Source organism: Methanoculleus sp. UBA291 (assembly GCF_002499755.1).
In the GTDB taxonomy this organism is placed as follows: Archaea; Halobacteriota; Methanomicrobia; order Methanomicrobiales; family Methanoculleaceae; genus Methanoculleus; species Methanoculleus palmolei.
This window is the reverse complement of the sequence record NZ_DANC01000019.1, coordinates 16078-29606: the sequence shown is the minus strand read 5'-3', so window position 1 is coordinate 29606 and position 13529 is coordinate 16078. Positions and strand designations below refer to the sequence as shown.

Annotated in this window: 17 protein-coding genes; 13 read left to right on the top strand and 4 right to left on the bottom strand. The window is 58.4% G+C overall.

Annotated features, from left to right (window positions below):
* Positions 1-309 precede the first annotated feature (309 nt).
* Positions 310-633, bottom strand: a complete 324-nt coding sequence (locus BP737_RS04140) for a hypothetical protein (RefSeq protein ID WP_292410472.1) — start codon at positions 631-633, stop codon at positions 310-312.
* A gap of 34 nt (positions 634-667) precedes the next feature.
* Between BP737_RS04140 and BP737_RS04135 the strand changes: the two genes are divergently transcribed.
* The 11 genes from BP737_RS04135 to BP737_RS04085 all read left to right on the top strand — a co-directional run bounded on the left by BP737_RS04135 (position 668) and on the right by BP737_RS04085 (position 10069).
* Entirely contained in the window at positions 668-802 is a 135-nt protein-coding gene (locus BP737_RS04135; protein WP_292410470.1) for a hypothetical protein, read from the top strand.
* Between the two features lie 82 nt (positions 803-884).
* Positions 885-1136: a hypothetical protein gene (locus BP737_RS04130; protein ID WP_292410468.1), complete on the top strand. Its 252-nt coding sequence runs from the start codon at positions 885-887 to the stop codon at positions 1134-1136.
* Between the two features lie 263 nt (positions 1137-1399).
* The gene (locus BP737_RS04125) at positions 1400-2407 is read left to right on the top strand and encodes a substrate-binding domain-containing protein (protein WP_292410466.1); all 1008 of its coding nucleotides are present in this window, start codon (positions 1400-1402) and stop codon (positions 2405-2407) included.
* Between the two features lie 36 nt (positions 2408-2443).
* Positions 2444-3358 carry a phosphate ABC transporter permease subunit PstC gene (gene pstC / locus BP737_RS04120; protein WP_292410464.1) on the top strand — a complete coding sequence of 305 codons (915 nt, stop codon included), beginning with the start codon at positions 2444-2446 and terminating at the stop codon, positions 3356-3358.
* A 4-nt stretch (positions 3359-3362) separates the two neighbouring features.
* Entirely contained in the window at positions 3363-4265 is a 903-nt protein-coding gene (gene pstA, locus BP737_RS04115) for a phosphate ABC transporter permease PstA (RefSeq protein WP_292410462.1), read from the top strand.
* 390 nt (positions 4266-4655) lie between these two features.
* Positions 4656-7046, top strand: coding sequence for a type II/IV secretion system ATPase subunit (locus tag BP737_RS04110; RefSeq protein ID WP_342685954.1), 2391 nt, complete (start codon positions 4656-4658; stop codon positions 7044-7046).
* On the top strand, positions 7043-7399 hold the full coding sequence (locus BP737_RS04105; protein ID WP_292410458.1) for a hypothetical protein: 357 nt from the start codon (positions 7043-7045) through the stop codon (positions 7397-7399). Before BP737_RS04110 ends, BP737_RS04105 begins: the two co-directional genes overlap by 4 nt.
* A gap of 126 nt (positions 7400-7525) precedes the next feature.
* The gene (locus BP737_RS04100) at positions 7526-7729 is read left to right on the top strand and encodes a hypothetical protein (protein ID WP_292410456.1); all 204 of its coding nucleotides are present in this window, start codon (positions 7526-7528) and stop codon (positions 7727-7729) included.
* Between the two features lie 104 nt (positions 7730-7833).
* Positions 7834-9033, top strand: a complete 1200-nt coding sequence (locus BP737_RS04095) for an AAA family ATPase (protein WP_292410454.1) — start codon at positions 7834-7836, stop codon at positions 9031-9033.
* Complete coding sequence (locus BP737_RS04090) at positions 9033-9632, top strand: DUF4276 family protein (protein WP_292410452.1); 600 nt, start codon at positions 9033-9035, stop codon at positions 9630-9632. The genes BP737_RS04095 and BP737_RS04090 overlap by 1 nt, the downstream gene beginning before the upstream one ends.
* A gap of 53 nt (positions 9633-9685) precedes the next feature.
* Complete coding sequence (locus tag BP737_RS04085; protein WP_342685953.1) at positions 9686-10069, top strand: hypothetical protein; 384 nt, start codon at positions 9686-9688, stop codon at positions 10067-10069.
* A gap of 152 nt (positions 10070-10221) precedes the next feature.
* On the opposite strand, the gene BP737_RS04080 is transcribed toward BP737_RS04085, so the two are convergent.
* Positions 10222-11379 (bottom strand): HD domain-containing protein, encoded by a 1158-nt coding sequence (locus tag BP737_RS04080; RefSeq protein WP_292410505.1) that lies wholly within the window; start codon positions 11377-11379, stop codon positions 10222-10224.
* A gap of 146 nt (positions 11380-11525) precedes the next feature.
* A complete protein-coding gene (locus BP737_RS04075; protein ID WP_292410450.1) occupies positions 11526-12074 on the bottom strand; it encodes a hypothetical protein in 549 nt (182 codons plus the stop codon).
* Between the two features lie 404 nt (positions 12075-12478).
* Between BP737_RS04075 and BP737_RS04070 the strand changes: the two genes are divergently transcribed.
* Complete coding sequence (locus BP737_RS04070; RefSeq protein ID WP_292410449.1) at positions 12479-12772, top strand: nucleotidyltransferase family protein; 294 nt, start codon at positions 12479-12481, stop codon at positions 12770-12772.
* Complete coding sequence (locus BP737_RS04065) at positions 12769-13113, top strand: DUF86 domain-containing protein (RefSeq protein WP_292410447.1); 345 nt, start codon at positions 12769-12771, stop codon at positions 13111-13113. The genes BP737_RS04070 and BP737_RS04065 overlap by 4 nt, the downstream gene beginning before the upstream one ends.
* A 225-nt stretch (positions 13114-13338) precedes the next feature.
* On the opposite strand, the gene BP737_RS04060 is transcribed toward BP737_RS04065, so the two are convergent.
* The coding region (locus tag BP737_RS04060) for a hypothetical protein (protein ID WP_342685952.1) at positions 13339-13529 on the bottom strand (191 nt) is incomplete at its 5' end.

Below are 13529 nucleotides of genomic sequence, written 5' to 3'. Positions count from 1 at the left end.
ATATCAGAGGAGATCATGGAGGGACCTCCGTCCGGTCCGCGGGGTTCATGATTGGCCCGCCTCCCTCCCGGAGCTGACGGCCGGTGAACTGGACCTGGCAGCCGCCCGAAAACTCCATAGGCCTATGGGGGATCCAGCGGGGCGGTCTATCACCCCTCGGGGGATCTGATACCCCGATCCCGATGCCTCCCCGAACCAGCCCGGAGTCCCGGGACACCCCCGTCGAATCTCCCGCACCCTCGAACATCCTGCCCGCGCCGGGGGCCCTGGCCGGCCGTTCCTGGCGTTTGCCGCGTTCACCGTGCTCGCTCAACAGAGCACTCGGTTATATTCTGCGAGGAACTTCTCCCTTTGTTCCTTTCCCCTGATAAAAACAAATGGTAATTCCGGATCTCTATCGTGGTAAATACTTCTTTCAAATATTTGTTCGAAAGGCACAGCATCATTATTAACGATTATATATACTGGATTTGTTTTTAGCTGACTTTGTTTCATCATGTATGGTACAAATGGTTTATATTCCGCCACCGCGATGATCAGATCGCTTCGGCATATACCAATTTTTTCTGCGATTATTTTCTCACTCTGCTCAAGGTCCTGCAAATGTTCTCCAATTAACCTCTTAAATCGCATTTGGTTCATCCGATTGGGAATATATCTTTTAAAATTGTCCGGTTTAGAAGAGAAGGCCCCCGCCCCCTCCTCCACCGAAGAGGAGGTCGTCGTCGAGGGAGTGGACCCGGCGCACCTCCTCACGCTGCTTGCCGCGTCCCGGGGCAGGATCTTCCGCGAATCGTCCTGACCTCCCCCGGGAGACTCTATACCCCTATAGAGATCCCTGAGGAAAGGCATATCCCTCTCGAAAGAGATGATGCCCCGATCCCATGTCTCTTCAAACAAGCCCGGAGTCCCGGCACGCCCCCGTCGAACCTCCTGTACTCTCGAACGTCCTACCAGCGCGCGGGGGCCATGGTCGGCCCCTCCTGGCGTTTGCCGCGTTTTCCGCGCTCGCGCTCATCACCGCGGGATCGGTCCCCTGGTACGGGGCCTCCGCGCTCTCCTTCGCGGCGGCACCGGCGGCGGGGATCGCCGTCGTCCTCTATTTTGCCTCGGTCAGACTGAAACGCGGAAGATGACCCTCTTTTTCGGGACGGAACGCTGCCCGGCCGCCTTCTCTCCGGACGGTCTGGCGCCGCCGCCGGAACGCTTCCCGGGGCGCCGGGAATTTTTATCTGACATTTTTATTGACACTATATAAAAATATATATTATTGTGCTCTTGCTATATCAAATTCGTCAGAAATATATAGTACCAGATCCAACAGGATGGATGGTGAAGATTTTCCTGGAACCATTCGCAGGCTTCACCGCGTGTTACAAAAACAAAGGTGAGATGGAACATGAAATTCCTGAACATGAATGAGAACGCGGTCTCTCCGATCGTCGCGACCCTCGTCCTGATCGTCGTCGCTGTCGTCGGTGCGGTCGCCGTCGGTACCATCATGGGTACCTTCAGTTCCGATGTTGCCGAACAGACGAACGTTGGAGACGTCGGTGGCTCCGCCTCCGCCGAGGTGCTGATTGCAGGCTCGACCACCGTCCAGCCCGCCTCCGAGCTCCTCGCCAAGGCCTTCATGGCCCAGAAGCCCGGCGTGAAGATCACCGTCCAGGGCGGCGGCTCCGGCGCCGGGGTCACCTCCGTCGGCATGAACATTGTCGACATCGGCTCGGCTTCCCGTGCTGTTAAGGACGCTGAACTTGGAAAGTACCCCGACCTCCAGACCTACCAGATCGGCGGCTCCGGTGTGGCAATCGTTGTACCTGACGATGTCGACGACTTCACAGGGGTGACCAAAGAAGGTCTGAAGGCCCTCTATGACCAGACCATCACCGATGACAGTGCAACGGTTGGTGCAGTTGTTACGGACGGCAACATAACCGGCGCTGCTGCTGCTGGTGCGGGAACTGTTGATGTCACCATCTACCAGCGCTCTGAGGCCTCCGGAACCGAGGAGACTGTTGCCAAGGAGTACCTGAAGTACCCCGGTGACAGCTTCGACAACACCGGGGCAGAGGGTGTGAACGGCAACGCAGGTGTTGCAGCCGCCATCGCCGGCGGTGACAAGGATCACATCCGCCTCGGCTTCATCGACTACGGCTACGTCACCAGCAACCACAAGGCTCTGGATGTCGACGGCAAAGAGTGCACCAAAGACAGCATCCTTGAGAGCCTGAAGGGCAACGACAATGATGACTCATATGTCTCGGCTCTCGCCCGCCCGCTCAACTACATCGTCAACGGCAACCCGTCCGCCATCGTGAAGGACTACATCAACTTCGCCCAGTCCCCCGGTGCGGTCGACTCGATCCACGAAGTTGGCATGTTCAGCATCATTGAGTTCGTGTAAGCATAGAGGGACGGAACCACCAAACCCACCTTTTTTATGAGCCAGACATACGACATTCCACGATTGTTCTTCCTGTCTTCGGCAGCAGTAAGCGCTCTCGTTGTTTTCCTGATCTTCGGATTTATCTTCCTCACCGCTGCCCCTGTATTCGAAAAAGAAGGTGTCGGATTTCTTACCGGCACGACCTGGAACTACTCTACCGGCGAGTACGGTATCCTGGTCTTCCTTGTCGGCACCATCGTGTTGACCGCAGTGACGATGGTCATCGCCTGTCCCCTGGGCATATTCACCGCGATCTTCCTTGCAGAATGGGCACCGGTATGGCTGGAGAAGACGATACGGCCGCTCATCGAGCTGCTCGTCGGCATCCCCTCGGTCGTCTACGGCATATTCGGCTATTTTGTTCTTGAGAATATTTTTCGCTACCACATAGACCCGTTCATCGATGCAACCCTCGGCTTCATCCCCATCTTCCGCGACCCGAACCCCGGGAGCGGGACCGGTATCCTGCTTGCCGCGTCCGTGCTTGCCGTCATGATCCTGCCGACCGTCACGGCGCTTGCACAGGAAGCGATGCGCTCCGTCCCGCGCGAGTACCGGGAAGGATCGCTCGCGTTGGGCGCCACCCGGTGGGAGACCACCCGGATGGTGGTCATCCCCATCGCGGCCCCGGGGATACTGACCGGCATCATCCTCGGGCTGATGCGTGCGATGGGGGAGACGATGGCCGTGGTCATGCTGATCGGCAATACGTCCCGGTTCCCCGTCTCCATCCTGGACACAGGGTATGCAATGACGTCGAAGATCCTCAACGATATCGGCTACTGGGTGTCGGTGGACGAAGCGCGAAGCGCGTTGTTCGGGATAGCGGCCGTGCTCTTCTGTCTTGAGATTGTCTTCGTCGGGCTGATCCGGTTCGTCGAAAAAAGATTGAGGCAGAGCAGGAGATGATGTAGTGGCAACAAGAACGATGCGAAAAGCAGAAGAACTGTTTTTCAAGCTGTTTTGCACGGCGGCAACAGTGCTCTCGGTGCTCGTGCTCTTCCTGATCCTCGGCACCGTTACCATCGAGGCGCTCCCTTCGCTCAGCCTGTACTTCCTCATCACCCCTGAATCCGCATCTCCCGGTCTCGGCGGCGCGATAGGGAATGCAGTCGTCGGGACGCTCATCATCTCCGTCTGCTCAACCCTGATCGCAACTCCCCTTGCTCTCGGGACGGCGATCTATCTGCAGCGATACGCCCCGGACAACAGGTTCACGCGGCTGTTGCGGTTCCTGATCGAGGTGCTCTCCGGCACCCCTTCCATCGTACTGGGTATCGTTGGTCTGATGATCCTGGTCTACTACATGCGTGCATACACCGGGGGCTTCTCGTTGATCTCCGGTTCAATCGCGCTCGCGATACTTATTCTTCCGGTCATCGAACGTGCTATCGAGGATGCAATCGCGACAGTGCCAAAGAGCCTGGAGGAAGGGAGTTACGCTCTCGGGGCAACGAAATGGCAGACTATCCGGAACGTCACCATCCCCACAGTGATCTCCGGCATTTTGACCGGGATCATCCTCGGTTTCGGCAGGGCGGCGGAAGAATCAGCCGTGGTCATCCTGACCGCGGGCTACACGCAGTTCTTTCCGGAACTGGCAATCAAAAGCAACGAAAATCTCATATTTGGCATCAAACTATACCCCTTACAGGACCTCGTGGGCACGCTCCCCTACGCGGTGTACCATGCTTACGAGAACTCCAACGTCGTCAAACTATCGGACGGATTCGCTGCAGCCTTCATTCTCATCGGGGTTGTTTTCCTGATCAATCTGACGGCGCGGATTCTTCTCCGGAGGTATCGCTATGGTTGACCTGAAAGGACCTGTCAGGACGCTTCTGGTATGGACGAAAGGAACGGAGCCGCAAATCGCTCCCGGCCTGCACGGCGTTCCCGTCACCCTCCCTCCGGGGACGGATCATCCCCGGCAGGACAACGGAAAAATCGGCCGTGGCCGTCCCGACCGCAGGCTCCGCACAGTTTTTCCCGGAGCGGGCGGTCGGGAGCGGCGAAAATCATATATCCGGCACCCGACCACATCCCCCGCGGGGCCTCGCATCCCCGCTCCCCTGCCCGGCGCACCGTGCTTACGGGAACTCCGGCACTCTCAAAATATCGGATGGACTCGCCGCAGCCTTCATTCTCATAGGAATTATTTTTCAGTTCAATCCTACGGCGCGAGTCCTGCTCCGGAGATATCACCATGGTTGATCTGAAAGGACCCGCCGAACCCCCCCTGAGAACGAAGAAAGAACCGGAGATCGTGGACGACGGCCCCGGCGATACCCTCCGGCGAGCTCACGGCATCCGGGAGCCCGACCTCCGCGCGGCGTCCGGGAAAAGCCCCGGCAACGGCGACAGCCCCCTGGACGCCCTGCTGCGCCCTCCCGAAGACCCTGAATCCCCCCTCCCGGAGACCACCGGCAGAGGTAGCGGCGATCCCGCCGCCCTCCCCCCGGAGACGGACGATCCCGGCGACGACGACCTCCTGCGTCGTCCCGGCGTCCGTGATATCTCCGCCGGCGGCCTCTCCTACGCCCTCCCCCCGGAGGCGGATGACCCCGGCGACGACGCCCCCCCGCGTCCTTCCGGCGTCCGTGATATCTCCGCCGGCGGTCTCTCCTATCCTTTCCCGGCAGAGCCCCGCCCGCGCCCCCGGGGTAACGGCGATCCTGCCGCCCTCCCCCCGGAGGAAGAGGGCCCCGGCCTCCCGGACCGTCCCGAAAAACCCGTCCGCCTCGCCTCCATGGAGGACATCCTCTCCCGCCGCCCGGAGACCGGCAGCGCCCCCTCCCGGCTCGCCCGCATCCCCGGCCTTGCAAAACTCCTCTCCCGCTTCCCCGAGCCCGGCGACCTCTTCGCTGCTCTCCAGTCCCGGCTCGCCCCCCTCGCCGCCCGCTACCCCGCCCTTGAAAAAGTCCTCGCCCTCTTCGCTCCCGAGAAGGAGCCGGAGCTCACGTCCCCCGACTTCTTCGTCGGGGATACCGGCGAACCTTCCCTCACCGGCTCCCTCAAGGACGTCCGCATCACCTACCCCGTTGACCCCCCCTACCAGTACGTCCACATCGAATACGACCGGGAGGCGCGAGCGCTCTCCTACCGCGTCGTCGAACCGTCCCTCTCCGAGGGCGAAGAGCACTACCTCGGCCTCATCAAGAAGGCGTTCGAGAAGATGATCGGCACCGACATCGGCCTCCTCTCGGCGGAGCGCCGCGAAGAGTACTTGAAAGAGCGCTTCCTCTCGATCATCACCATCCTCGGTTTCAAGTTCACCGACGAACAGCGCGACCGGATCTACTTCCATCTCAAGAAGGAGTACATCGGCTACAGCAAGATCGACACCATGATGAAGGACCGCTACATCGAAGATATCAGCTGCAACGGCGCGAACCTGGACCTCTACGTCCAGCACCGGACCTACGGGCCGATCCAGACCAACGTCCGGTTCGGCGACCTCGAACTGAACAACTTCGTCCTCAAACTCGCCCAGATCAGCGGGCGGCACATCTCCCTCCTCCAGCCCATCCGCGACATCACCCTCCCCGACGGGAGCCGGGGCAACCTCACACTCGGCGGCGAGGTCACCCGCAAAGGGTCGACCTTCACCATCCGGAAGTTCCGGTCGAACCCGATCTCCCCCATCGAGATGATGGACTACGGGACCGTCGACGCCCGGCAGCTCGCCTATCTCTGGATACTGATGGAGTACAAGCGCTCCCTCCTCATCTCCGGAGGAACCGCGAGCGGCAAGACCACCTTCTTAAACGCCCTCTGCGGGTTCATCCCGACGGAGTACAAGATCGTCTCCATTGAAGACACCACCGAACTGAACCTGATGCACCCCAACTGGCTGCAATCGGTCACGCGGGCGGGGTTCGGCACCGGCGACACCGGGGGCGCGCCGTCCGGCGTCGGCGGCGGCGGCCGCAAGGCTCCGGGCGACATCTCGCTCTATGACCTCCTCATCGCGGCACTCCGGCAGCGGCCGGAGTTCATCATCGTCGGCGAGGTCCGCGGCGAAGAAGCCTTCACTCTCTTCCAGGCGATCGCCGTCGGCCACGCGGCGATGGGCACCATCCACGCAGGCTCGATGGACGAACTCCTCGCCCGTGTAGAATCAAGCCCGATGAACCTCCCGAGAAGCCTCCTCGCCAACCTCGACGCCGTCATCTTCCCCATGCAGATCCGGAAGGGCGAGCGGAACGTCAGGAGGATCACCGCTATCGTCGAGATCCTCGAGATCGACCGCGAGAAGGGCGACCTCGTCACCAACACCGTCTTCCGGTGGCAGCCCGCCTCGGACGAGTTCCGGTTCATGGGCCGAAGTTACCTCTTCGACAAGATCCGCGACCTGTTCGGCATCTCCCTCGAAGCCCTCAGGCAGGAGATGGACGACCGCACCGCCCTCCTCCTCTGGATGCAGGAGCAGCATATCCGGGAATATAAAACGGTGCTCGGCTTCATCCGGGCATATTATAAAGATAAAGACGAGATCATGGCCCAGGTCAGGAGCGGCGCCGAGATCACCGACGACGACATTGCGGCGCTGGTCGCCCATGCAGCACCCGAAAACGGCAACGGACAGGAGGCATGAAGCCTCTCTCCCTCCCCGTCTTCGTTGCCGCGAACATCGCCGTGAACGCCTCCCTCTGCCCGCTGCTCTTCTTTCTGCTGGTGCTCGAAGCGACCGCCACCGGATACATCTCCGGGTTCAACGCACCCGGGGCGGGGGGTGAGATCATAGGAAGCATGGTCGGCGTGGGGCTGGGGACCGCCGTAACAGCCCTCATAACCGCCTCCCTCGTCTCCTTCTACTATCTCTTCCAGGGGAGAGAACGCAGGGTCCCGGCCCGCGTCGCGATAGTTACGGTCGCCATGACGCTGGCGATGAACGCCGTGCTCACGATCTTCTTCCTCGCGTTTCTCGTCGGCATGCACTCGACGTAGGGGCGGCGAGGTCCGGGACGTTCCCCGAAACAATCGAGCGCGTAACCATGACCTAAACATTCGGGTCATGTTCCTGTTCACACCTCCTGCACAAGGTATATCCCGCGGATGGTAGACACCATGTACATGCAAACGATAGAAGTATCCGATAACCTGTATAAGGAGATTCTTGCGCATCGGCGGGGAGATGAGTCGATCAGTAAAGGAATAGAGCGTACGTTTAAACAGGATAGGCCGGGGAAGAAGAGCAAAGCGCTACAAGAAATAGACGAAATAAGGGAAGGTAAATTCTATACCAGAATGGAAGTTGAAGGTGCCCCGGAAAATTAACGGGGGATATCGAGCTCCTCGATAACGGAATGAAAGGAACCGGCGAATGCAAATACGCCGAAGATACGTAAGAATGATGATTCAAGAGAAGGAAGGTCTCGATCATGAATAAGCCCATACTGGAAAAAATTCATCTAAAGAACATACTATCGTTCGGACCGGATACCAAACCGCTTCCGCTCGGGCCCCTGAATGTGCTGATCGGTCCCAACGGTTCCGGAAAATCCAACCTCCTCGAAGCGATAAGTCTGTTACGGGCGGCACCAAAAGATCTGTCCGCACCGGTTAAAGAGGCCGGGGGTGTGAGCGACTGGTTGTGGAAAGGTACGAAGAACCCCACGGCTTCCATCGAAGTCATCATCCATAACCCGGTTAGCCCCGGCATGCCGCTCCGGCATAAGTTTTCTTTTGTCGAGCATGGCCGGCGATTTGAGGTAAAGACCGAGCAGATTGGAAACGCGGAACCATACCCGGGTTTTGCCGAGCCATACTACTATTATCGGAATGAGAAGGGGCATATTTTGTTGAAGGATACATCAAATTATGAAGCGAGAAATTCGGGACCGGGAGATGGTGAAGAACGACAACTGCCGAGAGATAGGATAGATCCTGAAGAATCTATCCTTTCGCAGGTCAAGGACCCTGAGCGCTATCCTGTACTTGCCTACTTAACAGAAACTTACGGAAAATTTCGTCTTTACCGGGAATGGTCCTTCGGACGTTATACTGCTCCGCGAAAATCGCAGAAGGCCGATCTCCCGAATGACTACCTGCTGGAGACATGCGAAAATCTACCCCTCGTCTTAAACTCACTCCGTCCCTCTGCCGAGCACGATATCCTCGAGGCGCTGAATTACCTCTATCCAGAGATTAACGGCTTTTATGAACAGGTAGAAGGGGGCGGAGTTCAACTTTTCCTGAAAGAAGGAACGTTCACAATCCCGGCAACCCGACTCTCCGACGGCACATTACGATACCTGTGTATGCTGGCAATCCTCTGCCACCCGAACCCGCCGCCGCTGGTCTGCATAGAGGAGCCGGAGTTGGGCTTGCATCCCGACGTCCTGCCGTATCTTGTAAAACTGATGATATCGGCATCGGAACGCTGCCAGCTCATTGTGACGACGCATTCGGATATCCTGGTGAGTGCTCTGACGGAGGTTCCCGAATCCGTTATCGTCTGTGAAAAGAAGAATAATCAAACCGAGATGCAACGGCTTAGCAGCAAGGAGCTTGCCGGATGGTTGAAGAAGTACCGTCTGGGGGAACTCTGGCTCAAAGGAGAGATTGGAGGAACCCGTTGATGACGGCAAAAATATACCTGGAAGGAGGGGGTGATTCGAAGGACCTGCACATTCTGTGTCGTCAGGGGTTCAGGCAGTTGATGGAATCGGCGGGTTTTTCAGGGAGGATGCCGCGATTCGTTTCATGTGGCGGCCGCGATGCGGTGTATGACGACTTCAAAACAGCACACGAACAAAGCAATGCCGATTACGTCGCTATGCTGATTGATAGTGAAGATCCGCTTGACGACCAGGAAAGGACCTGGGATCATCTCAGGAGACGTGACAACCGGGAACAGCCGGACGGTAGCGATGACCGGCAGGTGTTGTTCATGGCAACGTGCATGGAGACGTGGATTGTAAGCGACCGTGACACCCTCCGGCAACATTATGGTCACAATCTTCAAGAATCCGCTTTGCCGCCGCTTGATAACCTTGAGCAACGCAGTCGGCAGGAGGTTCAGGAGAGCCTGAAACGTGCGACGCGCAGATGTCAGAACGCCTATCGGAAGGGCAAGCGTTCCTTTGAAGTGTTGGGCAAACTCGACCCCGCAACGCTTGAAACTCATCTGGCGGCTTTCCGGCGCACGAAGCGTATTTTGAATGAAAAACTTCAGTGATCACTGGCATCGGGGATACCCCCGTGCGACGGTCCCGGCCACGGACCCCGCTGATGAAGATCGGTAATTTAGCGCCCCCTTTAAATATCGGGTCGATCCTCATGGGCGGGAGTTACCTCTTCGTCGTGAACGCCTCCCTCTGCCCGCTGCTCTTCTTCCTGCCGGTGCTCGAAGCGTCCGCCACCGGGTTCATCGCCGGGCTCGGCGCACCCGGGGCGGGGGGTGAGATCATAGGAAGCATGGTCGGCGTGGGGCTGGGGACCGCCGTAACGGCCCTCATAACCGCCTCCCTCGTCTCCTTCTACTACCTCTTCCGGAGGAGAGAACGCAGGGTCCCGGCCCGCGTCTCAATAACGACGATCGTCATGACGCTGGCGATGAACGCCGTGCTCACGATCTTCTTCCTCGCGTTTCTCGTCGGCATGCACTCGACGTAGAACCTGCGGGCGCCCCCGTCCGTCGGTGGAAGGTATTTGGCCGTGCAAAAGGAACGATCGGGCAGATTACAGAGAATCTGAGACGTTGCCTCAAAACTATCGAGCGCGTAACCATGACCGGAATAGCCGGGTAGCGTTCCGGTTCACGCTTTCTACTCGTTCATCCCGGCGATGATCTCCCCGGCACACCCCTGCACGGTCTGCCGGTACTCCTCCGGGCAGAAGAGGTAGAAGGTCGTCCGGGGCTCGCCGGTATAGGTGAGGGTGGAGAACGAGTCGATCTCTTTGACCGTCCCGTCCCTCCTCTCGATCAGGAACGGGAATTTGTCCTCCTCAAGGAGAGTGGAAGCCGACTTGAAGAGTGAATTCTCGATCTTCACCAGGTCGGCGATGATACAGTCGGGACTGCACCCGCATTCCCCGGCCACCGCCTCTTCAATCGCCTGCGCCCGTTCCGGGGTGAACTTTGTCCCGAGGTGGTATCGGAGGAGGTAATCCTCCTCCTGCGGGACGTTGGACTCATACCCCCGTTTGAAGAGGTCCCTCCTCTCCAGTCTCGTGACGAGGTCCGCTGCGGTGCTTTCCGGTTGCCTGAGTATCCGTGCAAGCAGCCGCGCATCGTCAAGAGCGAGGTAGTTCTCAAGGAAGTCATCCCTTCCTATCCGGATCTTCTCCGCATCCACGACATGGTCGCGGATGGCAACCTTGATCGCCCGCTGGAGCATCCCGTTTGCCACGACGTTGGTGTGATGATAATAGACCTGGGCGTGCATCAGGAACCGGGCCAGCCTGAAACTTTCGATAGCATCTATACCCTTTTCATGAATGACGAGATCCTCGCGTTGCCTCTCCCGGGTCTTCCGGGTCTTCCTGAGGGTGTGGAGAACACGTTCGAGGTCGAAGTTCCCGTAGGCCACGCCGGTATGGTAGGAGTCCCGCCGGAGGTAGTCCATCTTGTCGGCGTCAATGTTTCCCGAGATGATCTGGTGAAGGATACCGTTTCGGTCCAGAGAGAGGATGGCGGCGACGTCATCGGTCGCTTCACCGAGGACTGCGTTGACCTCTTCATCCTCCCTGATGATACGGCACGTGATCTCCTCATGCGTAGCATCTTTTTCGTTGATCTCCTGAAGGGGTGCCTCGAAGACGTGAGAAAACGGCCCGTGGCCGACGTCATGGAGCAGGGCGGCATAACGAAGGGCCGTAAGGTCGTTGCCCTCGATCTGTAGGTGCCGTGCCATGAGAGTGGCGGTCTGCAGGACGCCGAGGGAGTGCTCGAAGCGGGTGTGGCATGCGGCCGGATAGACCAGGTGTGCGTTGGCAAGTTGCTTGATCCGCCGCAGCCTCTGGAGCGGCCGGGTATCCAGAAGACGCAGTTCATCCCCGGTCAGCCCGATATACCCGTAAAGCGGGTCCCGGATATGAGCCTTATAGGTAAGCGTGCAAACTCACCCGGTCACGCAAAATGAAGGTTTTTGAGGAGGGCCACCCCCCTCCCGATCTGCTCCTCCGTGAGGTCCCAGTTCAGGGTTCTGGCAATCTCCCGGATCTCGTCGTGAGGCATATCCCGCTTCTCCCGCGTCCGGATATAGTGGACCTTCGCAGCCCAGGAGAGCACCCTGGAGTCGAGGTTCGCGGTATCCCTGCATACGCCGACGATCTCTTCTATCTCCAGGGCTTCTGAGGGGTGCTCTTCTTTCAATCGCCGAACCAGCTTCTCGCCGTCACCCGTGAGACTGTAGGTGTAGCGCTTCCAGTCGGGCGTCGATGCAGACCCGGGGGCGTCGGGCATCTCCACTCTCTCCTCAATGAAGCCGTAGGAGACGAGGGCCTGGATCGCGCCGGCGATGTCTGCACTGTAGGGGCCGTAGTAGTGCGGGCGGTAGTGTGCCTGGATGACCTCCGGGATCGTCGAAAAATATCCCAGTTTCTGGATCGTCGTCCGGCCCGCGATTCGACCCCCTGCCGCCATCAGCATTACAAGAACTCCGTCAAATTCATCCATACGTCAGGGCCTCCGGTGGGTTTACGGCATAATCGTAGGTACCCTATTTATAGGGTACGGTAAGTATGCGACTGTTATGCTGGTATCATGTTCCATTATATGAACGTGCCGATTCTATTTCTCTCCATGGTTCATCCGGAACCTTCTTTGTTGTAAAAAGAATGGTTCTAGGCGCCGGAATGTGATGCGGCTTTCCCTGCCGGCCGGGATGCGGGAGTGTAAGCCCTTGTCCGGGTACGAAGAACCCGGGCATGGGAAGACCTATGGTCTTCGGGTGCGGCACCGATCTTCAGGAAGTGCCGTCGGGATCATGTGGACGTCGAGGTCCGGGCAGTCCCCGTAGTGAACAATAGATTAAAGCGATCCAGCAGCGAAATGGAACGTACAGCAGGGGTGTAACGCACATGAAAACCCGTAACGAAGTCCTCGACATCCTCCGATCTTTGAAAGGCGAGCTCAAGGAGCGGTATCATGTCGAGCGCATCGCCCTCTTCGGATCGTATGCCCGCGAAGAACAAGGTGAGGACAGCGATATTGATGTACTCGTAGAGTTCGGTTCCGGTGCAGATCTCTTTGATTTCGTCGGACTATCACAATACCTCGAAGAAAAACTCGGGTCCGGCGTGGATGTCGTGCCGGAGGCGGCACTTCGGCCGGAGATCCGCGGACAGGTTACCAGAGACCTCCTTGTCGCATGAGATCGCAGATCCTCTACCTCCTGGATCTCTCTGCTGCCCTTGAGAAGATCGAGGAATTCACCGCTGTCATGACCTACGATGAATTCCTTCACGACGACAGGACCCGGAGCGCCGTCATCAGGAAGTTCGAGATCATCGGTGAGGCGGCAAAACGTATCCCTTTGTCCGTCCGGACAGAGTATCCCGGCATTCCCTGGCGTGAAATGGCCGGAATGCGGGATAAACTAATCCATACGTATTTCGGCGTCGACACGCTGCTTGTCTGGCGAACCGTCGTCAACCGCGTTCCGGAGCTCCGGCGGGAACTCTGCCGTATCCTCGAACGGGAGCGCGGACGATAACTTCAAGATGCCCTTTCCAACCGTTTCACCAGAGCAGCCATCACCCAAGCCGACCTCGCCCGGGCTGAGGTTGGGTGCTATAGATAACCCTTCCAGGAACCGGCGGTACCTCCCCTCGTTTGACACCGGGTTCCCGATTCGATCGTCCGGGAACTTTCCCCCGACGGAAGTGCATCCAGTTCAGGGATGGGAAACCCCCACAGATACTCATTGGGTAATGTATTCTCACGAGTTAGGGTTCGATGAGACGAGAAACCTGAAAGAAAGGAGTTCGAGTACCGCAGGGTGCGGGTTCGCCACTTCTTCCATCACCCAGGGACAAAGTGTCGGGTCGTCGTCTCGGTGTACGGGCGGGACCTCCTGATCGGTGCGCTTCTGGAGCCCCTCAAAGGCCGGGACTGAGCGGGAAGAAGTTG

Coding starts and splice junctions, on each gene's coding strand:
- BP737_RS04140 (WP_292410472.1), bottom strand. CDS start 633: ATGCGATTTAAGAGGTTAATTGGAGAACATTTGCAGGACCTTGAGCAG.
- BP737_RS04130 (WP_292410468.1), top strand. CDS start 885: ATGTCTCTTCAAACAAGCCCGGAGTCCCGGCACGCCCCCGTCGAACCT.
- BP737_RS04125 (WP_292410466.1), top strand. CDS start 1,400: ATGAAATTCCTGAACATGAATGAGAACGCGGTCTCTCCGATCGTCGCG.
- pstC (WP_292410464.1), top strand. CDS start 2,444: ATGAGCCAGACATACGACATTCCACGATTGTTCTTCCTGTCTTCGGCA.
- BP737_RS04110 (WP_342685954.1), top strand. CDS start 4,656: ATGGTTGATCTGAAAGGACCCGCCGAACCCCCCCTGAGAACGAAGAAA.
- BP737_RS04105 (WP_292410458.1), top strand. CDS start 7,043: ATGAAGCCTCTCTCCCTCCCCGTCTTCGTTGCCGCGAACATCGCCGTG.
- BP737_RS04100 (WP_292410456.1), top strand. CDS start 7,526: ATGCAAACGATAGAAGTATCCGATAACCTGTATAAGGAGATTCTTGCG.
- BP737_RS04095 (WP_292410454.1), top strand. CDS start 7,834: ATGAATAAGCCCATACTGGAAAAAATTCATCTAAAGAACATACTATCG.
- BP737_RS04090 (WP_292410452.1), top strand. CDS start 9,033: ATGACGGCAAAAATATACCTGGAAGGAGGGGGTGATTCGAAGGACCTG.
- BP737_RS04085 (WP_342685953.1), top strand. CDS start 9,686: ATGAAGATCGGTAATTTAGCGCCCCCTTTAAATATCGGGTCGATCCTC.
- BP737_RS04075 (WP_292410450.1), bottom strand. CDS start 12,074: ATGGATGAATTTGACGGAGTTCTTGTAATGCTGATGGCGGCAGGGGGT.
- BP737_RS04070 (WP_292410449.1), top strand. CDS start 12,479: ATGAAAACCCGTAACGAAGTCCTCGACATCCTCCGATCTTTGAAAGGC.
- BP737_RS04065 (WP_292410447.1), top strand. CDS start 12,769: ATGAGATCGCAGATCCTCTACCTCCTGGATCTCTCTGCTGCCCTTGAG.